Source organism: Pseudomonas sp. FW305-28 (genome assembly GCF_017351395.1).
Classification (GTDB): Bacteria; Pseudomonadota; Gammaproteobacteria; order Pseudomonadales; family Pseudomonadaceae; genus Aquipseudomonas; species Aquipseudomonas fluorescens_AA.
Genome location: NZ_JACNDD010000119.1, coordinates 1 through 20,140, shown reverse-complemented (window position 1 = coordinate 20,140; position 20,140 = coordinate 1). Strand labels below are relative to the sequence as shown.

Sequence of the window (20,140 nt, the reverse complement as noted above, 5' to 3'; positions counted from 1 at the left end):
GGTATGGGCGAAGTTCGAGAAAGAGATCGGTCCGGACCTGATCAAGGCGGCCGAGGCTTCCAACAGCGCCCAGTGACATCACCAGGCTTGACACGTTCCTGTGGCGAGGAAGCTTGCTCCTTCGCCACAAAAGCGCCCACTCCCCCATCCCCAGCCGCATAGCACATTGCGTTATGATCCCCGCCTCTCCCTGAACAGAGCTTTTTTCGCGAATGCTGTCGTCCACTCCAGACATGACCTCTACCCTGCCCCCTGTTCTGGTCGGCCCGCTGTTACGGCGCCTGGAGCCTGCGCGCCTGGTGATGTGGTTGGTGGGCACGCGAGCGTTGGCGTTGACGCTGCGCATTGACGGTGTCGGCGACCTGGCACTCGATGCATCACGTTGCACCGTGGTGCCGGTGGGGCAACGGGCGTTTGTGCACTTGATCGATGTGACGCTCGACGCGCCCCTACCCCAGGACGTGGCGATTGACTACGACCTGCTGGTGGACGGTGCCCCCATCGCCGAGTGGGCGCCGCATCTGTTGTATGACGGCGCACAGTGCCCGAACTTCATGTTGCACTCGCGTATCGAGCAATTGGTCCACGGTTCCTGCCGCAAACCCCACTACCCGGCCAACGACGGCCTGCTCTGTGTCGACCGTCTGCTCGCGCAAGACCCGGCGCAACGCCCGGCTCTGTTGATGATGAGTGGCGACCAGGTCTATGCCGACGATGTCGCCGGGCCCATGCTGCGGGCGATTCATGGGCTGATCGAACGCTTGGGGCTGTTCGAGGAATGCCTGGACGGCGCCGTCGTGGAAGACAGCGCCAAGCTCTACCAACACCCGGCCAGTTATTACCATCGCGCCGATTTGCTACCGGCATTGGAGAGCAACGAAACCCTGCGCGAGCGTTTTTTCGGCGGGGCGCGCAAGCCGATCTTCACCAGCAGCAGCGCCGATAATCACTTGGTGACGTTCGCCGAAGTCATGGCGATGTACCTGCTGGTGTGGTCGCCGGTGCCCTGGACACTGATCGCTGTGCAGCCCCCCGAACTGACCGTCGAGCGGCGCCAGCGCTACGACCTGGAACAGCGACGCATCGACGCGTTCAAGACCGGGCTGGACGGCGTGGCGCGGGTATTTGCGCACTTGTCATGCCTGATGATTTTCGACGACCACGACATTACCGATGACTGGAATCTGTCCGCGCAGTGGGAGGAAACGGCCTACGGCCATCCGTTCTCCAAGCGCATCATCGGCAACGCCTTGATCGCCTACATGCTTTGCCAAGGCTGGGGTAACAACCCGGATGCCTTTGCGGACGTGCTCCCGCAAACCCTGGCCTTGAGCGACACCGCCCGCGACCGTTACCTCGACAGCGAACCACAGGACCAATTGATCGACACCCTGCTGGGTTTCCAGCAGTGGCATTACGTGCTGCCGAGCACCCCGGCCCTGGTGGTGCTCGATACCCGCACCCGCCGCTGGCGCAGTGAGAACACCCTCAAGCAACCTTCCGGCCTGCTGGATTGGGAAGCCCTGAGCGAGTTGCAGCAAGAGTTGTTGGATCACCCCTCGGCCATCATCGTCTCACCGGCACCGATCTTCGGCGTAAAGCTGATCGAGACCGTGCAGCGGGTGTTCAGTTGGTGCGGTTATCCGTTGCTGGTGGACGCGGAAAACTGGATGGCCCATCGCGGCGCGGCCCAGGTGATCCTGAACATTTTCCGACACTCACGCACACCGGGTAATTACGTGGTGCTGTCAGGGGATGTGCATTATTCCTTCGTCTACGAGGTGCTGATCCCACACCGCAAGGGCGGCCCGCGTATCTGGCAGATCACCAGCAGCGGCATCAAGAATGAATTCCCGCCCGTACTGCTGGAATGGTTCGACCGCCTGAACCGTTGGCTCTACTCCCCGCGCTCGCCCCTGAACTGGTTCACCAAGCGCCGCAGCATGCGCATCGTCCCCCACACCCCGGAACACGCCGAAGCGGGTGAACGGCTGTGGAACAGCGCCGGCATTGGCCAGGTGTTCTTCAATGAACAGGGCCAGCCCACGAAGATCTACCAGCACAACGCCAACGGCCAACCACCGACACGCATGCTGCCCCCCAAATCCCCACCGACCTGAAAGCGCTGGCACATCCAGCACCTACGCAAACTGACAATCCGCTATCGCGAGCAAGCTCGCTCCCACAGGGGATTGGGGATGGATGCAAAATCTGCAGTCACACCAAAACAACTGTGGGAGCGAGCTTGCTCGCGATGACGGCGGCACAGCCAACACCTAGGCAAACTGACAGGGCGCTATCGCGAGCAAGCTCGCTCCCACAGGGGATTGAGGATGGATGCAAAATCCACAGTCCTACAGGGAAGTGGCAGTCAGAACGCCAACTGCAGGGTCTGTTGGCCTTCGAGGCTGAGCAGCAATTGTTTGGCCGCCAAACCGCCAGCGAAGCCGGTGAGGCTGCCGGAGCTGCCGATGACGCGGTGGCACGGGGCGATGATCGAGATGGGGTTGCGACCGTTGGCGGCGCCGACCGCCCGGACCGCTGTCGGTTGGCCGATCTGGACGGCGATGTCGCGGTAGCTGCGGGTTTCACCGAAGGGGATGGTCAGCAGTGCGTGCCACACTCGGACCTGGAAATCAGTGCCGGCAAAGTCCAGCTCCAATTCGAAACGGCGGCGCTGACCGGCGAAATACTCCAGCAACTGACGTTCGGTTTCCTTGAGGACCGGATGCTGGGTGTCTTCTTCCAAAGGCCCCAGGCGCACCCGGTTGAGCCGCTCGTTTTCCCACAGGATGGCCGCCAATCTTGTCTCCCGGGCGACGAGGATCAACTGGCCGACGGGGGATGGGATGGTTTTGTACAGAGGCAACATCGAGGGATTCCTTGTCAAAGCCTTTGTGGCAAGGGAGCTTACTCCCTAGCCACAGTTTTTTCTCACCGCCCCCAAAACCTTGCTCAGCCCAACAACCCCAACGCCTTTGCCCGCGCCACCGCCTGGGTGCGGCGCTCGACGCCAAGCTTGCTGTTGATGTGGCTGGCGTGGGTCTTGACGGTGTGCAGCGAGATGAACAATTGCTCGCTGATCTCCTGGTTCGAACAACCTTGGGCAATCAGTTGCAACACCGCCCGCTCGCGACTGCTGAGGGTTTCGACAGGTGCCGCCGGGTCGACAGGCTGGGCCACCGTCGAGGGCAGGCGTTCGAGCAGATGTTCGCGCAACGTGCTGGGCGGTGCATGCAGCAGTTGTTCGCGAAACCATTCACAGTGTTTGCCAAACAACCACTCGAAGGGCTGCAACACCCCGCCGCTGGCGGCTTCGAAAGCTTGGGCCAGGGTACGGCGGGCTTCGGGCTCACGGCCGACGCTCAACAGCAAGGCGACCTTCTGGTTGAGCGCCATCACGCTGAGCATTTGCCGGCCGGTTTGCTGGCCGTGTTCAAGCAGGGCATCGAGTCGCCCTTCGGCAAGCATCGGTTGACCCCGGATGGATTCCAGCACCGCCTGCTGCAATTCGACGTGCAGCGGCAGTTGCGGGTGGAACTCCGGCGGCGCGGCGGCCCGTTCGCCCGTGTAGGTCTGGCCCAGGCGGGCCAGCCAGGCTTCGGCCAGATCGGTGCGACCCTGGGCCAGCCAGAGCTCGCATTTGACCAGGGTAATCATCGCCAGGTAATAGATCGGCGGAACGTCCCAGATGTGCATCAGGCGCTCGGCTTCAGCCAGTTCGGCAAAGGCCCGGGCGAACTCGCCACTGTAGCCTTCGATACGGGCGATCACGCAATGACCGATCAGCACACTGATGTCGCGGCAGGCGCGGGCTTCGGTGAGCCCCGCCTGCAACCGCGCCAGGCCGACCTGGGGTTGCATGCGCAAGGTCAGCAGGAACCCCTCGTACATGATCAACCGCGCCCGCACCGCATAAAGCCGCTGGGGCGATAATTTATGCAAACGTTGCAGGCCCTGGTGCACTTCGTCCAGCGCCCGCAGGATTTCCCCCCGTGCCTGCAAGACCCGGGCACGGTCGTAATGGGCCAGGGCCTCGAACAATGGGTTGCCAACCCGCTGCGCCAGCTCCAGGGAATCGCGGTTCAGGTTCCGGGCGCGCCACAGGTCGCCGTCGGCAATCGCCAGGTTCGACAAGGTGGACAGGCACATCAGCCGTTGGCCGTAGCGTTTTTGCGGCAGGCTCTCCAGGGCTTCGCTGCAATAACGCAGGGTGGCCTCGCGATCACCGCGGCCACGGGCGACGATGCCGCTCAGGGCCAGCCATTGGGCGAGCATGGATTTTTGCGCGGTGGCGGAAGGGGCCGGCAGGAAACGACTCAAGTGCGCGGCCAGCTCTTCGGCGGCGTCCAATTGACAGGCCAGGCCCAATGCCCAGCTGTAGAGCACGATCAGCCGCGGCGTGCTGATGAGCAGGCTGTCGGGCAAATCCATTTTCCAGCGCAGCAACATGCCGACATTCTGTTCGGCCAGCAGTTGCTCCTCCGAAAGGTTCTGCACCAGGTTCGCCGCCACGTCCAGGTGCCCGGCCCGCAACGCCTGTTCCACGGCTTCGTCGATCAGGCCCTGGGCGTTGAACCAGCGACAGGCCCGCAGGTGCAGGGTCGCGGCCGGGACCATGGCCGGCGCGCTGGGGCGACTGCGCAGCAGGTCGGAAAACAAGTGGTGATAACGGTACCAATGGCCGTGCTCGTCCAGCGGTACCAGGAAAACCTGGTGGGCCGCCAGGTAACGCAGGATTTCGCCACTGTCATGGGCTTCGCGCACGGCATCGCACAGCGCGCTGCAAAAACGCTCCTGAGGGGCCGTGTCGTAGAGGAACGCCTGCACCTCGGCGGGCAGGCAATCGATGACTTCTTCGAGCAGGTAATCGCGGATCAACCCCTCCCCACCGTGCAAGGCCTGGGGCAGCAGGCCTTCGCTGCCGGCCTCGGAGGCGGCCAGCAACCAGAACCGCAGCCCGGCCACCCAGCCCTCACTGCGCTGGATGAGGTTTTCCAGCGCCTCGCCGCGCAACGAGCTGCTGTGATGCTGGAGCAGGGTCAAGGCTTCGTCATGGGTCAGGCGCAGGTCTTGCTCGTTGAGTTCGAGCAATTGCCGCGACAGGCGCAGGCGCGCCAGGTGCCAGTCCGGGCGCTGGCGACTGGTGACGAGTACCAGCAAACCGTCAGGCAGGTGATTGAGGAAAAATTGCAGGCAGCGATCCAGCACCGGGCTTTGGGCCAGGTGGTAATCGTCGAGGACCAGCAACAAGGGATTGCGGGGCGATAAGTGGGCGGACAATTCGTCCAGCAAGCCATCGAGCCATTCTTCGAAGGCAAAGGGCTGATGGCGCTGGCGCATTTTCAGCAGCCCCAGCGCCCGGCCGCCCAGTTGCGGGAAAAATGCCTGGAGCCCGTCGAGCAAGCGTTCCAGGAAACGCCCCGGATCGTTGTCCCGGGCACTGAGCCCCAGCCAGAGGCTTTGCCAATGGGCCGGCAGGCTCTGGCAGAACTCCACCGCCAGGGAGCTTTTACCGAACCCCGCCGGGGCACTGACCAACAGCAACCGCCCGCCGAGCCCGGCGCTCAAACGTTCGCACAACCGCGGCCGCGCGACATGGCCGTCGGGCAAGGGCGGGCGGTAGAAACGCCCGTCCTGTACCGCGATGGCTGCGCGGGCAGAATCCGGAAGTGAAGACAAATCAGTCATGGCCGGCTCTTGTAGGAATGCGGGTGGCGGCGTTGCAGATGTCCGCAGACTAGCGGTAAACGAGGAGGTATTGAAGGGAGTGCTACAAATGGCTACAAAAAGACTACAAGCCGACCGACTTGAAAAAACTCAGGCAGCCAACGCTCTTGTGGCGAGGGAGCTTGCTTCCGCTGGGTTGCGAAGCAACCCGCAAGGCAGCGACTGCGTTGTACCTGACACAATGAGTCGGCTGGTTTGGGGCTGCTGCGCAGCCCAGCGGGAGCAAGCTCCCTCGCCACAGGGTTTTGTGTTGACTGATCGAACAAAAAAAACGCCCCGAACCAGTCGGGGCGTTGTTTCGAGGATGCGGCCTCGGGTGAAGCGGTTTAGCGGATGCCGTCCTGACGCAGCGCGTTCGGGGTGAAGTCTGCGGTGGTGGCGGTGAAGCCGAAGTCGTAGGCCGATTTCTCTTCGTTCTTCATGCCCAGCGCCAGGTAACGGCCGGACTGCAGGTCGTAGAGGGTTTCCAGGGCGTACCACGGTACTTGCTTGTCGTAGTAGTTCTCGGCATGGGCCTCGGCCACGCGCCACAGTTGGCCACGACCGTCGTAGTGGTCGATCACCGCGGCTTGCCAGGTGTCTTCATCGATGTAGAAGTCACGCTTGGCGTAGATGTGGCGCTGGCCTTCCTTCAGGGTCGCGGTCACATGCCAGACGCGACGCAGCTCGTAGCGGGTCAGGTCCTGGTTGATGTGGCCGGCCTTGATGATGTCGGCGTACTTGAGTTGCGGCGAATCGATCCGGTAGCTGTTGGCGGCGATGTACAGCTCTTTCTTGCCTTCCAGTTTCCAGTCGTAGCGGTCCGGTGCGCCGTTGTACATGTCCAGGTTGTCGGAGGTACGCAGGCCGTCGGCGGCGGTACCCGGGCCGTCATAGGACACTTGCGGGGCACGGCGCACACGGCGCTGGCCAGCGTTGTAGACCCACGCCGAACGCGGCTCCTTCACTTGGTCGAGGGTCTCGTGCACCAGCAGCACGCCACCGGCCAGGCGCGCCGGCGCGGTCACTTGTTGCTTGAAGTAGAACAGGATGTTGCCCGGGTTGGCCGGATCGAAATCCTTCATCTTGTCGCGGAACACGAACTGGTCGCGGAAGTACACCAGGCTGTACGAACCGTTGGGCTGCGGGGTGGCCTGGGTGACCAGGCGCGTCACGCTGCCGCCGCGATAGCGGGTGATGTGGTTCCAGATGACTTCGACGCCGCTCTGGGGAATCGGGAACGGCACGGCCGTCTCGAAGTTCTCCAGGCCGTTGCCGCCGGAAACCAGCTTGGTGTTGACCGCATTCTTCTTGATGGAGGCGAACACCTCGTCCGGCACGGTGGCGCCGCGATGGGTCGGGTAGACCGGCATCTTGAAGGTTTCCGGGTAGCGCTTGAACATCGCGTACTGGCCCGGGGCGAGCTTGGCCTTGTATTGCTCGACGTTCTGCGCAGTGATGGTGAACAGCGGTTTTTCAGTCGGGAACGGGTCGGCCAGGAAGCCCTTGCTGTCCACGGCACCGGCGTTCTTGGCCATGGGTTTCCAGGCCGAGATCGAGCCATCGGCATTGCCGGCCATCTCGGCGCCCATCGGCGTCAGGCTCTTGCCCAGCTTGTCGGCCTCGGCCGCGGGTACTGCCGCCATGACACTGGCGGCCAGCAGGGACAGCCCCAAGACACCGGCCTGCAACAGATTCTTTGTTACTTTCATAGTGTGTCGTCCTGAAATACGGTGCTTAGAAGGTCACGCCGACGCTGAGCGCCAGGAAGTCACGATCGTCCACAGTGCTGAAGTCGCCACCAAAGAAGTTGGTGTAGGCCAGGCTGGCGTTGTAGGTGTTCTGGTACTCGGCATCCAGCCCGAGGCTGACGGCTTTGCGGCCTTCTTCGAAGTTGCCGCCAGGGCCTGGCGAGTAGCCTTTGACGTCATGGGACCAGGCCACGTTGGGCTTGAGGTTCACGCCAGCGAACACGTCCGGGTATTCCCAGATGGCGCGAGCACGGTAGCCCCAGGACGTGGAGGTGGTGAAGCCGTCGTTGTTGCAGTTGCTGTTCACGTCGTTGATGGTCTGGCCGCCCCCCGTCGCAGTAGACGTATTGAGCGAGTTACAGAAACCGTTGGGCAGTTCGCCCGGACCGAACACCGGATCACGGCCATAGCGAGCTTCGGATTTGCTTTCCAGGCCGCCGACATGGGTCACCCCGATTTCACCCACCAGGGTCAGGCGGCTGGCGCCCATGACTTGATCGAGGAAATGCGTGAATGTGGTCTGAAACTGAGTGATCTCTTTACGGCGATAGCCATGCAGGTCTTGGCCCGGCGTGCCCTGGAGCACCGATGCATCACCAAATCCGGGAAGTGGCGTCACACCGGCGAAGAGGATATCAGTGGTGCTCAGTTGCACAGGTGCATTCGGGCGGTAGCTGATCTCACCGCTCCATGCCGTACCGGTAGGCAGTGTCGTGGAGAAACTCAGGCCGTAGAGACGGATATCTTCCGGGTACTCGACGAAGTAGTTGGAGTTACCCGCCACGATCAGAGGACGCAGTGCAGCGATTGGCCCCGCGGTGTAGAACTGCTGCGCAGCCCCTTGGGCACTGAAAATCGGCGCACGGCTGTGGTAGTTCATGAAGTAGGCACCGAACTCGGTGTCCAGTGGTTCGAACATGTACTTCAACGATGCGCCCCACTGGCCGCTGTCGCGGGCATCGCGGTCCGGGCCACGACGTACCAGCACGCCTTCTTCGTTGATATCGACACCCTGGCCTTCCAATATTGGAAGAATGACGCCCGGCAGCGGAATGGTCGAACGCTTGTTGAGCACCCGCAGGTTATCGGTACACCCATCGGCAATCACATCCGGCTGGGAGAAGAACGTACCGCAGTTATCCACCACGGTCTGGTCCCATTCAATCTGGTAGAACGCCTCGGCCGACAGGTTGTCGGTCAGGCTCTGGGACACGTAGAACATGTTGACCGGGATCAGGCCTTCCTTGATCTCGGCGCCAGGACGACGGAACGCGGACACGTCGACCGGGTTGATGGAGTTGATGCCGCCCTGGATGAACGTGCTTTCACCCCAACTGACCACCTGCTTGCCCAGGCGCACAGAGCCTGGCTGATCGGCAATGGCATAGTTGTGGTAGACGAACGCATCGAGGATCTGCCCGCCGGAGGACTTGGCGCCTTCCTTGCGGTTGCTGTCGCTGATGTCCTTGTACAGGCGGTGTTCGTCCTTGAGTTCGAAGTCGTACCAGTACTTGCCACGCACGAACACGCCGGTATCGCCGTATTTCAGTTCCAGGTCATGGATGCCCTTGAAGATCTTCGAGAAGGTTTCCCCTCGCTTGAAGTTCAAGTGGCCGTCATCGGAGGTCTGCGACAAGCCCTTGCCGCCATTGTTGACGCCGATCAGGTCCTTGTTGGCGTTGGCCGTGGACCAGCTCGCGCCGACCGACAGGGACGAGTCGAACTGGCCTTCGATTTCACCGATGTTGAAACTGACGCCGAATGCTGGCCCGGCGAGCGAAGAGGCGAGACTGACCGCCAGAGGCAGTTTTGCCCGGCGCCAGAACGTGGTTGCTGAGGTCATCGACGCTACTCCATGTGCATTATTGTTATGGCAATGGACATTTCAAAAACACCTCGGCGGCAGGGAGCGGCAGCGTCCCGATATCCGTCGAAGTCGCATCGCCCTTTCGTGCGTGCGCCCCGTTCTTGAGAATCCGTGAGCGGACTATAGCCAGCAGGTAGTACGGCTTGATCCCTCTAAAGTGTGATTTGCAGCCCGCGACCACTCTGGAACAGTCCTTTCGCCAGGCCGACAGATGTCGGCACGGCAAGGATGGCTGAAATTTGCGGTTTGACAAGGCAAGCGCTTGCTTGGTGGGGCTGCCGTGCCCTTTCGGGCACGGCAAAAAGACCTAAAGCGTGGACAGGAAGGTGCTGTTGTTGCTCTGCCATTCGGTGATGTCGACGCGGATACGCTTCTTGTCGAGCTTGCCGACGCTGGTCTTGGGAATTTCCGTAACAAGGGCGATCTGGCTCGGGATCGCCCACTTGCTCAAGTGCCCCAGCTCGACGAACGGCTTGAGGTGTTCCTTGAGTTCGCGAGCCCCGATCTCATGCCCTTCCCGAACCACCAGCAAGGCAAACGGCCGCTCGCCCCACTGCGGATCGGGAATGCCGACCACTGCTACTTCGCGTACCGCCACATGACGGCTGATGAGGTCTTCCAGGTCCAGGGAGGATATCCATTCGCCACCGGTCTTGATCACGTCCTTGATGCGGTCGCGGATGTCGATGAAGCCCATGTTGTCCAGCGTGGCGACGTCACCGGTGTGCAGCCAGCCGCCGGCCCAGAGCTCGGCGCCCTTCTGCGGCTCGTTGAAATAGCCCTCGGTGAGCCACGGCGCGCGCAGCACCAGTTCGCCCTGGGTCTCGCCGTCGGCGGGCAGGAAACGCCCCTCGGTGTCGACGATTGCCGCCTCCACCAGCGGCCCCGGCACGCCGGCCTTGATCCGGTAGGTGGTGCGCTCGTCCTCGCTGCCGGCCATCAATTCGTCGTTGAGGTGGGCGCAGGACACCAGCGGGCCGGTTTCCGACATGCCGTAGGCGGCGGTGAGCTGGATGCCCCGCGCCTTGGCCGCTTCGTACAGGCTGCGATTCAGCGCGCTGCCGCCGATGACGATCTTCCAGCCGCCGAAGTCGGTGTCCTGGGCGCCCTTGGCATTGAGGACCATTTGCAGGATGGTTGGCACGCAATGGGAAAAGGTGACCTTTTCCTTGCGCCACAGCTGGACCAGGAATTCGGGGTCGTAGCGACCCGGGTAGACCTGCTTGAGCCCGAGCATGGTCGCCACGTAGGGCAAGCCCCAGGCATGGACGTGGAACATCGGTGTGATCGGCATGTACACGTCGTTGGTGCCCAGCAGCCGCACGCTGTCGATGGCCCCCATGATGGTCGCCACGCCCATGGTGTGCAGCACCAGTTGCCGATGGGTGAAGTACACGCCCTTGGGGTTGCCCGTGGTGCCGGTGGTGTAGAACGTGGTGGCGACGGAGTTTTCGTCGAAATCCTGGAAATCGTAGGTGGGTGCCGCGGCGGCCAGCAATTGCTCGTATTCACCCACCAGGTTCGGCAGGTCGGCGGTTTTTTCCGGCAGGTCGGTCAGCAGCAGGGTCTTGTCCACCGTGGTCAGGTGCCCGGCTATCGCCTGGTAAAGGCCGACGAACTCGCTGTTGACCAGCACGAAGCGGTCCTCGGCGTGGTTCATGGTGTAGACGATCTGCTCCGGTGACAGGCGCACGTTGATGGTGTGGATCACCGCGCCGATCATCGGGATCGCGAACATGCATTCCAGGTAGCGATGGCTGTCCCAGTCCATCACCGCCACGGTATCGCCGGCCTTGACCCCCGCCTCGGTCAACACGTTGGCCAGGCGCGCGACCCGTTCGATCAGCGTCGGATAGCTGTAGCGCAACTGGTCACGGTAGACGATCTCGCGGGTTTTCTCGTAACGCGTGCCGGACATCAGCAGCCGCTTGATCAGCAGCGGGTATTGATAGGCGCCTTCGGCTGGAGGAATAACGCGAGTCTGCAACATAAGAATCCCTTTTCTGACTGCACGGTCTTGGCTGGAAGCAAGCACTCTAGAGCGCTTATACACGGATCAAATCAGCCAAAGGAATGATTTGATCCGCGCGCAAATACTAGCCCAGAGCCATCTCACCCCCAGGTTTCGCAAGCATTGCGCAACCAAACCTTGTCAGATCGGGATCCAACAGCGAGCATAGGTGTCACGCTTGTTACAAAAGCCTGTGGGGAAAATGCCCTGGCAGGTCTCCAGCATGCCACCACTTTTTGACAGAAAATAATGAACACCGAACTGACCTCTTCCCAGGCCACCGCGCCTCAAGGTGCGCCGCTTGTGTCGATCGTGGCCCCTTGCTACAACGCCGGGAAGTACCTGGAAGAAGCGATCCACAGCCTCTTTGCCCAGGATTACCGGAACATCGAGGTCATCGTGGTTGACGACGGCTCCACCGACGACAGCCTCGCCATGCTCCGGCAGTTGCAGCAAACCTACGATTTCCAGCTCTACTCCCAGGAGAACCAGGGGGTGAGTGCGGCACTCAACCACGGGCTGCAGTATGCCAAGGGCACGTATGTCGCCACCCCGGACCTTGACGATGTGATGTTGCCCCATTCGATCGGGGTCCGTGCCCAATACCTGGACGAGCACCCGCAGGTGGGCTGTGTCGGCGCGCTGATCATCTACATGGACAGCGAGGGCCGGACCATCAAGGAGCAACAACGCGACCACATCCAGGTGCATACCTTCGATGACCTGCTGCGTAACGCCGCGGTCATCGGTGCGCCCACGGCCCTGTATCGCATGAGTGCCCTGCGGGACGCCGGTTTTTATGATCCGCAGCTAAGGGTCCAGGATTTCCAGATCACCCTGCGGATCGCCCGCCAGGGTTACGAAATCCATGAGTTGCCGATCTGCGTCACGCGCTATCGGCGCCACCCCAATAACCTCTCGAGAAAGTACCGCTTGATGCTCAAGACGGACCTGCAGGCCATCGAGCCCTATCGGGACCACCCCGCCTACCCGTCGGCCCGCACGGTGCTGGTGCACAAAGCGCTGAAGTACGCCGTGGTCGAAGACCGGAAAGAAGCCTGGCGACTGTTGCGCAGCATCCCCTGGCGCCATTGGAACAAAACCAGTTTCAAGCGCCTCAAGCGGCTGGCCTTGCGACTGCCAATGACAAGGTCCCAACCATGAAGTTCTTGCAGAAACTCAAGGAGCGAAAGGAGCGAAAGCACCTCAAGCGCCTGGAAAAACTCGAACGCTCACCGGAAAAAATCCGTCTGCGCTATCCGAAGTACCAGGTCGGGGTGGGCACGTATGGCATTCCCGAGGTGATGGAGTTCGGCGACGACACGGTCCTCAAGGTCGGTTCCTATACGTCGATCGCCGAAGGCGTGAAGATCCTGCTGGGCGGTGGGCATCGCACCGACTGGGTCAGCACGTTTCCATTCCCGCGGATGATCGATGAAGCCCGGGACATTCCCGGCAGTAACCCGACCAAGGGCGACGTGGTGGTTGGCAGCGACTGCTGGATCTGCGCTGACGCGATGATCCTGTCGGGCGTGACCATCGGCCATGGCGCCGTGGTCGCCGCCGGCGCGGTGGTGACACGCGATGTCGAGCCTTACGCCATGGTGGGCGGCAACCCGTGCCGGTTCATTCGCTGGCGCTTCGAGGAGCCGGTGCGTCAGGCCCTGCTGGAGTCGGCCTGGTGGGAATGGCCGATGGAAGAGGTCAAGGCGGTGTCCCCCCTGCTGTGCAGTGACAACATCGACGCTTTTCTGGATTACGCCCGCCAACGGCATTGATCGCCCCACACCCGCATGGAAGCGATCAGAGGAAAGATCAGAGCGGTCAGTGCGCCTCGGTAAACGCCAGCTTCACCCCGATGGCGACGAGCACCGCGCCCATGGTCCGGTCGAACCAATGACCCATGCGCGCGAAACCGGCGCGCACCCGTTGCTGGCTGAACAACAGCGCCACCAGGCAGAACCAGACGGCCGTCGCCACCGCCAGGTACACGCCGTAACCGGCCTGGATCGCCAACGGCGTATGCGGGTTGATCACCACGGTGAACAGCGACAGGAAAAACAGCGTCGCCTTGGGGTTCAAGCCATTGGTGACAAAGCCCGAAATGAATGCGCCACGGGCGGTCCGCTCACCGACTTCCTTGTGCAGGTTTTCCTCGGCCGGCTTGGCCGGTTGCGCCCGCAGCGCCTTGAAGCCGATGTACAGCAGGTACGCGGCAGCGGCCCACTTCAGCGCGTTGAACAGCACGATCGATTGCGACACGATCAGGCCGATGCCCAGCAACGAATAGCCCACGTGCAGGAAAATCGCCGTGCCGACGCCCAGCGCCGTCCAGGTTCCGGCGCGTCGGCCATGAGTCACACTTTCGCGCACCACCACGGCAAAATCCGGCCCGGGGCTGGCAACAGCCAGCAGGTGGATCAGGGCGACGGTGAGGAATTCGGTGAGGTACATGGAAGCTCCTTACGACAATCTTTTGTTGGATGAAGTCGCGTGTCGAGGGGGCTTGCTCCCTCGCCACGGTGTTCGGCGCCAGGGCCGCATTCATCTGATAGGCTCGCCACATTACGCCTTCGGTTCTTGACATAAAAGGTACAGCTGATGACGAACACCGCCCGCGCCGTTTTCCTCGACCACCCTTCCCTGGACCTCGGCGACCTGGACCTGAACCCGTTGCGCAGTTGCTTCGGCGAACTGCAACTGTTCGCCCGGACCACGCCGGACCAGGTCATCGAGCGGCTCAAGGGCGCCACTGTGGCAATCACCAACAAAATCGTGATCGATGCCCAGGCCATGGCGGCCAGCCCTGAACTGAAGCTGATCCTGATCAGTGCCACCGGTACCAACAATGTCGACCTGGCGGCCGCCCGTCACCACGGCATCACGGTGTGCAATTGCCAGGGCTACGGCACGCCGTCGGTGGCCCAGCACACCCTCATGCTGTTGCTGAACCTGGCGACGCGCCTGGCCGATTATCAAAAAGCGGTGGGGGAAGGTCGCTGGCAGCGGGCTTCGCAGTTCTGCCTGCTGGACTATCCGATTGTCGAGCTGGAAGGCAAGACCCTGGGCTTGCTCGGCCATGGCGAATTGGGCAGCGCCGTCGGGCGGCTGGCCGAAGCCTTTGGCATGCGCGTGCTGCTGGGGCAGATCCCTGGGCGCCCGGCCCGTCCCGACCGCTTGCCACTGGAGCAATTGTTACCGCAAGTCGATGCCCTGACCCTGCACTGCCCGCTCAACGAGCACACCCGGAACTTCATCGGCGCCCGCGAGCTGGCGCTGCTCAAGCCCGGCGCATTCGTGGTCAATACCGCCCGTGGTGGGTTGATCGACGAACAGGCCCTGGCCGAAGCACTGCGCAGCGGTCACTTGGGAGGCGCCGCCACCGACGTGCTCAGCGTGGAGCCGCCGACCCAAGGCAACCCGCTGCTGGCCGGCGATATCCCACGGTTGATCGTCACCCCACACAACGCCTGGGGCAGCCGCGAAGCGCGGCAGCGGATCGTCGGCCAAATGAGCGAAAACGCCCAGGGCTTTTTCAGCGGTACAGCGCGGCGTGTCGTCAGTTGATAAACTGCCGCACTTTTTTTACCCGCTTTATCAAGGAGCAGACCATGGATCCGCGCAGTGAAGTACTGCTTCGTCAGGCCGAGTTATTCCAGGGTTCGGTGTTGTTGGCCGGCCTGCCCGCCGACGATTTGCTCGGCCGTTTGCCAGAAGCCCATGGCTGGTGCTGGCATGCCGGCGATCAGGCGGCGCTGGACGCTCGTTTTCCCGAGCGCAGCCACTTTGGCGTGACCGTGCCCGAGCGCGCGTTCGACACCGCCGTGGTGTTCCTGCCCAAGGCCAAGGACCTGACCGACTACCTCCTCAATGCCGTGGCGGCGCGCCTGGCCGGGCGCGAGGTGTACCTGGTGGGGGAAAAACGCAGCGGCATCGAAGGCGCATCCAAGCAGCTCAACCCGTTTGGCAAGCCACGCAAGCTCGACAGCGCGCGGCACTGCCAACTGTGGCAGGTCACTGTCGCCAACGCGCCCGAGGCCAAGCCCCTGGAAAGCCTGGCCCAGACCTACGAACTGCCCCTGGCCGAAGGCCCGCTGAAGGTTATCAGCCTGCCGGGGGTGTTCAGCCACGGTCGCCTGGATCGCGGCAGTGCGCTGCTGCTGGAACACCTGGATAAACTGCCCAGCGGGCATTTGCTCGACTTCGGCTGCGGCGCCGGGGTGCTGGGGGCGGCGGTCAAGCGGCGCTATCCACACAACACCGTCACCCTGTTGGACGTGGACGCTTTCGCTGCCGCCAGCAGTCGCCTGACCCTGGCCGCCAATGGCCTGGAAGCCGAAGTGCTGACCGGTGATGGCATCGACGCCGCACCGATGGGTTTGAGCGCGATCCTGAGCAACCCGCCGTTCCATGTCGGCGTGCACACCGATTACCACGCCACGGAAAACCTGCTGCGAAAAGCAGCCAAACATCTGAAAAACGGTGGCGAACTTCGGCTGGTTGCCAATAGCTTCCTCAAGTACCAGCCGCTGATCGAGGAGCATTTGGGCGTTTGCGCGATCAAGGCCGAAGGCCAGGGCTTTCGCATCTACCGGGCCAAACGCGGTTGAAATTTTTTAGGTAACAGCACTTGCTCAATCGGGTTTGCCTAGGCAGAATCCGCTCCGTCCTAGGGGAGTAGTCTCCCGCGAGCGCCATGCTCGCCCGGCATACGTCAACATACTTGGTCAGCAGGCCATGGCGTATGCGGCCCAAGCGTCCACGCAGATGGTCGCTGGGTTTGACAAGACCTATGACACGCACACCTTACCCGGGGCGGGAAGGCTGTACGTGTCATAGCCGTGTCGACCCGCCCCTTTAGGAAATCCCTGATGCTGGACTCACTTCTCGTACCTACGGCGATCGTTGCGCTGGCCGAAATCGGCGACAAGACGCAATTGCTCGCGCTCATCCTGGCGGCTCGCTTTCGCAAACCCTGGCCGATCATCGCCGGCATCGTTGCCGCGACCCTGGCCAACCATGCGGCAGCCGGCGCGGTCGGCGCCTGGGTCAGCGGCTTTTTCTCCAACGCGGTCCTGCACTGGATACTGGCGGCCAGCTTCGCGGCCACGGCACTGTGGACCCTGGTCCCGGACAAACTGGACGATGAAGAAGCCAACACGGCCCGCCGGTTCGGCCCGTTCCTGACCACACTGATTGCATTCTTCCTGGCGGAAATCGGCGACAAGACCCAGATCGCCACGGTGATGCTCGCCGCGCAATACCCGGAGCTGTGGCTGGTGATCATCGGCACCACCGTGGGCATGTTGATTGCCAACGTGCCGGTGGTCCTGGCGGGCAATTTCGCCGCCGAGAAGCTGCCCCTGACCCTGATCCGCCGCCTGGCCGCCTCGGCGTTCTTCGTCCTGGCGATCGTGGCGGTGTACAAGGCGATGCAGAGTAGTGGGTGGGTTTGATCAGGTTGATGCAGGCTCTTGTGGCGAGGGAGCAAGCTCCCTCGCCACAAAAAAACAGCTTTTACCACATGGCGATGCTTACTTCTTGGCCTGCTGATACAGCGGCATCACCTTCGGAATCGCCGCTTGCAACGAAGCGATACGACTGCTCGACGACGGGTGGGTGCTCATGAATTCCGGCGGCGCGCCTTCGGAAGCCTTGGCCATCTTGTTCCACAGGGTGATCGCCGCATTCGGGTCGTAGCCGGCGCGGGCGGCCAGTTCGAGGCCGATCAGGTCGGCTTCGTTCTCGTTGCCACGGCTGTTGGGCAAGGTCATGCCGTAGTTGGCGACGGTGTCGGCCAAGGCCAGGCTGTCCTGGCCAAGGCCGAACAAGGCACCGGCGCCCTGCTTGGCCATCTCGATGCCATAGGCCTTGGACATCGCTTCGCGCCCGTGCTCGCGCAGGGCGTGGGCGATTTCGTGGCCCATGATCGCGGCGATTTCAGCGTCGGTCAGCTTCAACTGGTCGATCAGGCCGGTGTAGAACATGATCTTGCCGCCAGGACCGCAATTGGCGTTGAGTTCATCGCTCTTGATCAGGTTCACTTCCCAGTTCCACTGGGCCGAATCCGGGCGGAACACCGGCGCCTGGGCAATCAAGCGATCGGCAATGACCTGGATGCGCTTGGCATCGTTACTGGTCTTGTCCAGCGCACCCTGGGCCTTGGCCTCACCCATCGTCTTTTGATAGGACTGGGCGTACATCTGGTTGACCTCGTCGGTCGACAGCATGCTGAACATGTACTGCTTGCGCTCCACACCCACGGCTCCGCCGCTGGTGGTGTTGACCGACTGGCAACCGGCGAGCAGCAGCGCCGCGCTCAGAGCACTCACCATCAATGTCTTGTTCATGTAAAAGAAGCTCCCTGGAAACGTGGGCGTATCCTAGGCCTTGATTTGTATCGGCGCCAGATACACAACGAGGGATTAGCGTTTTTTCGGACAGATCCCACCGCATCCATTTGCGACACCCACGCAGCTATTAGAGTCACCCGACGAACAGCGACTCATGCCGCGCCACAGAAACGCCGATAAAGAGCCCAGACGTCATTTCCGCGTCCGGAGCCTTTATGAAATTCAAATCGATCCAGTTTTCCGTGGCCGCCCTGGCCGGTGCCATCGTGCTCAGTGTGGTTGCCGCCCTTGTGCTGTACGCGCTGTTTGCCGGTGCCCGCACCCAGGAGATGGTGCAACAGCGCACCAAGGCACAGTTCGAGCAACTCATCGAACAACGCCTCAGTGCCCTGGCGCGCACCCAGGCCAGCCTGATCCAGCGGGAACTGGAAGCCCCACTGCTGCTCGCCCGCGGCCTGGCCACCACGAACGCCTTGATGGGCATCAACGGCGCGGACGGCAACCCGCAACTGAAGGTGCCCCGCGAGCAAATGATCAGCCTGCTGCGGGAAACCGTGGTGCGCAACCCGAAGATCCTCGGCGCCTATATCGCCTGGGAGCCGAACGCCATCGACCACGACGACGCCAACTATGTGAACAGCCCGGTGGTGGGCATGGAAACCAGCGGGCGTTTCCTGCCGTGGTGGTTTCGCAACCAGGACGGCTCCCTGGGCCTGGAAAAACTCGCCGACGTGACCGACCAGAAACTGCTCTCCACCGGCATTCGCGCCAGTGAGTACTACCTTTGCTCCCAGGACAGCAAGAAAGCCTGCGTGATCGACCCGGCGCCCTATCGCGTCGGCAGCACGATGACCATGCTCGCCTCGTTCATCGAACCGATCATGATCGATGGCAAGTTCCAGGGCATCGTCGGCGCCGACCTGTCGGTGAACTTCATCCAGGACATGCTCGTGGCCGCCGATGGCAAGCTGTACGACGGCGCCGGGGAAATGGCCCTGCTCTCGAGCAACAACCGGCTGGTGGCCTTCACCAAGGACCCGAGCAAACTCGGGGAAAAAGCCAGCGACCTGCTGGATGCCAGCGAATTGGACAACCTGGCCAAGCTGGGCGTCGGCGAGGTGCGCTACGACATCGACGAAGAACACGGGCATATCGAGGTGTACATGCCGTTCGGCATCGGCGAGACCAACGCCCGCTGGACGTTGATGCTGCAGTTGCCGCTGAATGCGGTCATGGCCGACCTGCAAGCCTTGCAGCAAGACCTCGACCATCAGCGCCAGGCCGATATCTTCGGCATGGCGATGGTGGGCCTGGTGATTGCTGGCATCGGTCTGCTGGTGATCTGGCTGGTGGGCCATGGCATTGCCCGGCCGCTCAAGCAAATGGTGGCGATGCTCGATGACATCGCCCAGGGCGAAGGCGACCTGACCCGTCGCCTGGTGAGCGACCGCGCCGATGAGCTGGGGGCGATCGCCAGGGGCTTCAACACTTTCCTGAGCAAGTTGCAGGGCATGATCACCCAAGTGGTGACCTCGGTGCAGAGCGTCAGCGATTCATCGGAGCACACGGCCGATATTGCGATCCGCACCAACCAGGGTGTGCACAAGCAAATGTCCGAGATCGATCAGGTCGCCACTGCGGTGCACGAAATGACCGCCACCGCCCAGGACGTGGCCCGCAACGCGACCCAGGCGGCCCAGGCCGCCAGTCATGCGGACCAGGCCGCCAGCCAGGGCATGCAGATCGTCCGGGACACCTCCACCTCCATTGGTGCCCTGGCCGTGGAAATCGGCAAGGCGGTGAGTGTGGTGCAGACCCTGGCCAAGGACAGCGAGAACATCAACGCGATCCTCACCGCCATCCGCGGGATCGCCGAACAGACCAACCTGCTGGCCCTCAACGCGGCCATCGAAGCGGCCCGGGCCGGTGAACAGGGCCGTGGTTTCGCGGTGGTCGCCGATGAAGTGCGCAACCTGGCGCAGAAGACGCAGCAGGCGACCGAAGAAATCCAGGCGATGATCCAGCAACTGCAGCAAGGCACCCGGGATGTGGTGCGGGTGATGGAAGACAGCCAGCACCGTACCGATGAAAGCGTGCAGCATGCGGCGAAAGCGGCCCAGGCCCTGGAAACGATCACCCAGGCCGTGTCGGTGATCAACGACATGAACACCCAGATCGCCAGCGCTGCCGAGGAACAAAGCGCCGTGGCCGACGACATCAACCGCAACGTGATCAACATCGGGCAAGTGGCGAACGAAGTGGCCAGCGGCGCCGACGAATCCAGCGCGGCCAGCGCCGGGCTGACCAAACTGGCGGAGCAGCAGCGGCGGTTGATCAATCAGTTCAGGGTCTGATCCGAAGGCCCCATCGCGAGCAAGCTCGCTCCCACAAGGGATTGGCGCTGGAACGCCGATATTGCGAACACCCCAAAACAACTGTGGGAGCGAGC

Annotated in this window: 14 protein-coding genes, 1 pseudogene and 1 riboswitch; of the genes and pseudogenes, 8 read left to right on the top strand and 7 right to left on the bottom strand. The window is 62.3% G+C overall.

The window, feature by feature from the left end:
- The first annotated feature begins 212 nt into the window (after positions 1-212).
- Positions 213-2,120: an alkaline phosphatase D family protein gene (locus J4E53_RS23010; RefSeq protein ID WP_060739134.1), complete on the top strand. Its 1,908-nt coding sequence runs from the start codon at positions 213-215 to the stop codon at positions 2,118-2,120.
- Between the two features lie 251 nt (positions 2,121-2,371).
- Here J4E53_RS23010 and J4E53_RS23005 read toward each other — a convergent pair whose 3' ends face one another.
- From J4E53_RS23005 to J4E53_RS22985, 5 genes are all read right to left on the bottom strand, one after another.
- Positions 2,372-2,872 (bottom strand): methylated-DNA--[protein]-cysteine S-methyltransferase, encoded by a 501-nt coding sequence (locus J4E53_RS23005; protein ID WP_060739135.1) that lies wholly within the window; start codon positions 2,870-2,872, stop codon positions 2,372-2,374.
- 83 nt (positions 2,873-2,955) lie between these two features.
- Positions 2,956-5,691, bottom strand: a complete 2,736-nt coding sequence (locus tag J4E53_RS23000; RefSeq protein ID WP_103310462.1) for a LuxR C-terminal-related transcriptional regulator — start codon at positions 5,689-5,691, stop codon at positions 2,956-2,958.
- 365 nt (positions 5,692-6,056) lie between these two features.
- Positions 6,057-7,421, bottom strand: coding sequence for a DUF1329 domain-containing protein (locus J4E53_RS22995; RefSeq protein ID WP_060739137.1), 1,365 nt, complete (start codon positions 7,419-7,421; stop codon positions 6,057-6,059).
- Between the two features lie 25 nt (positions 7,422-7,446).
- The gene (locus J4E53_RS22990) at positions 7,447-9,303 is read right to left on the bottom strand and encodes a DUF1302 domain-containing protein (protein WP_103310461.1); all 1,857 of its coding nucleotides are present in this window, start codon (positions 9,301-9,303) and stop codon (positions 7,447-7,449) included.
- A 331-nt stretch (positions 9,304-9,634) separates the two neighbouring features.
- Complete coding sequence (locus J4E53_RS22985) at positions 9,635-11,317, bottom strand: fatty acid--CoA ligase (RefSeq protein ID WP_103310459.1); 1,683 nt, start codon at positions 11,315-11,317, stop codon at positions 9,635-9,637.
- 270 nt (positions 11,318-11,587) lie between these two features.
- On the opposite strand from J4E53_RS22985, the gene J4E53_RS22980 reads away from it, so the two are divergent.
- Together J4E53_RS22980 and J4E53_RS22975 are read left to right on the top strand one after the other, a co-directional pair.
- The gene (locus tag J4E53_RS22980) at positions 11,588-12,502 is read left to right on the top strand and encodes a glycosyltransferase (RefSeq protein WP_103310457.1); all 915 of its coding nucleotides are present in this window, start codon (positions 11,588-11,590) and stop codon (positions 12,500-12,502) included.
- Positions 12,499-13,116: a CatB-related O-acetyltransferase gene (locus J4E53_RS22975; protein ID WP_103310456.1), complete on the top strand. Its 618-nt coding sequence runs from the start codon at positions 12,499-12,501 to the stop codon at positions 13,114-13,116. The genes J4E53_RS22980 and J4E53_RS22975 overlap by 4 nt, the downstream gene beginning before the upstream one ends.
- A 46-nt stretch (positions 13,117-13,162) precedes the next feature.
- On the opposite strand, the gene J4E53_RS22970 is transcribed toward J4E53_RS22975, so the two are convergent.
- Positions 13,163-13,792: a LysE family translocator gene (locus tag J4E53_RS22970; RefSeq protein WP_060739142.1), complete on the bottom strand. Its 630-nt coding sequence runs from the start codon at positions 13,790-13,792 to the stop codon at positions 13,163-13,165.
- Positions 13,793-13,939: 147 nt separating this feature from the next.
- On the opposite strand from J4E53_RS22970, the gene J4E53_RS22965 reads away from it, so the two are divergent.
- The 3 genes from J4E53_RS22965 to J4E53_RS22955 all read left to right on the top strand — a co-directional run bounded on the left by J4E53_RS22965 (position 13,940) and on the right by J4E53_RS22955 (position 16,794).
- Positions 13,940-14,905, top strand: a complete 966-nt coding sequence (locus J4E53_RS22965; RefSeq protein ID WP_103310454.1) for a 2-hydroxyacid dehydrogenase — start codon at positions 13,940-13,942, stop codon at positions 14,903-14,905.
- Positions 14,906-14,949: 44 nt separating this feature from the next.
- The gene (locus J4E53_RS22960; RefSeq protein WP_060739144.1) at positions 14,950-15,948 is read left to right on the top strand and encodes a class I SAM-dependent methyltransferase; all 999 of its coding nucleotides are present in this window, start codon (positions 14,950-14,952) and stop codon (positions 15,946-15,948) included.
- Positions 15,949-15,998: 50 nt separating this feature from the next.
- A riboswitch (yybP-ykoY riboswitch) is annotated at positions 15,999-16,119 on the top strand.
- Between the two features lie 90 nt (positions 16,120-16,209).
- Positions 16,210-16,794, top strand: a complete 585-nt coding sequence (locus J4E53_RS22955) for a TMEM165/GDT1 family protein (protein WP_060739145.1) — start codon at positions 16,210-16,212, stop codon at positions 16,792-16,794.
- Positions 16,795-16,872: 78 nt separating this feature from the next.
- Here the strand turns inward: J4E53_RS22955 and J4E53_RS22950 are convergent, their stop codons facing one another.
- Positions 16,873-17,688 carry a M48 family metallopeptidase gene (locus J4E53_RS22950; protein WP_060739146.1) on the bottom strand — a complete coding sequence of 272 codons (816 nt, stop codon included), beginning with the start codon at positions 17,686-17,688 and terminating at the stop codon, positions 16,873-16,875.
- 218 nt (positions 17,689-17,906) lie between these two features.
- Here J4E53_RS22950 and J4E53_RS31175 point away from each other — a divergent pair.
- Both J4E53_RS31175 and J4E53_RS31170 read left to right on the top strand, forming a co-directional pair.
- A pseudogene (locus tag J4E53_RS31175) lies at positions 17,907-19,187 on the top strand (HAMP domain-containing protein); the annotation flags it as partial.
- A gap of 15 nt (positions 19,188-19,202) precedes the next feature.
- Positions 19,203-20,045, top strand: a complete 843-nt coding sequence (locus J4E53_RS31170; RefSeq protein ID WP_371919229.1) for a methyl-accepting chemotaxis protein — start codon at positions 19,203-19,205, stop codon at positions 20,043-20,045.
- Positions 20,046-20,140: the final 95 nt, after the last annotated feature.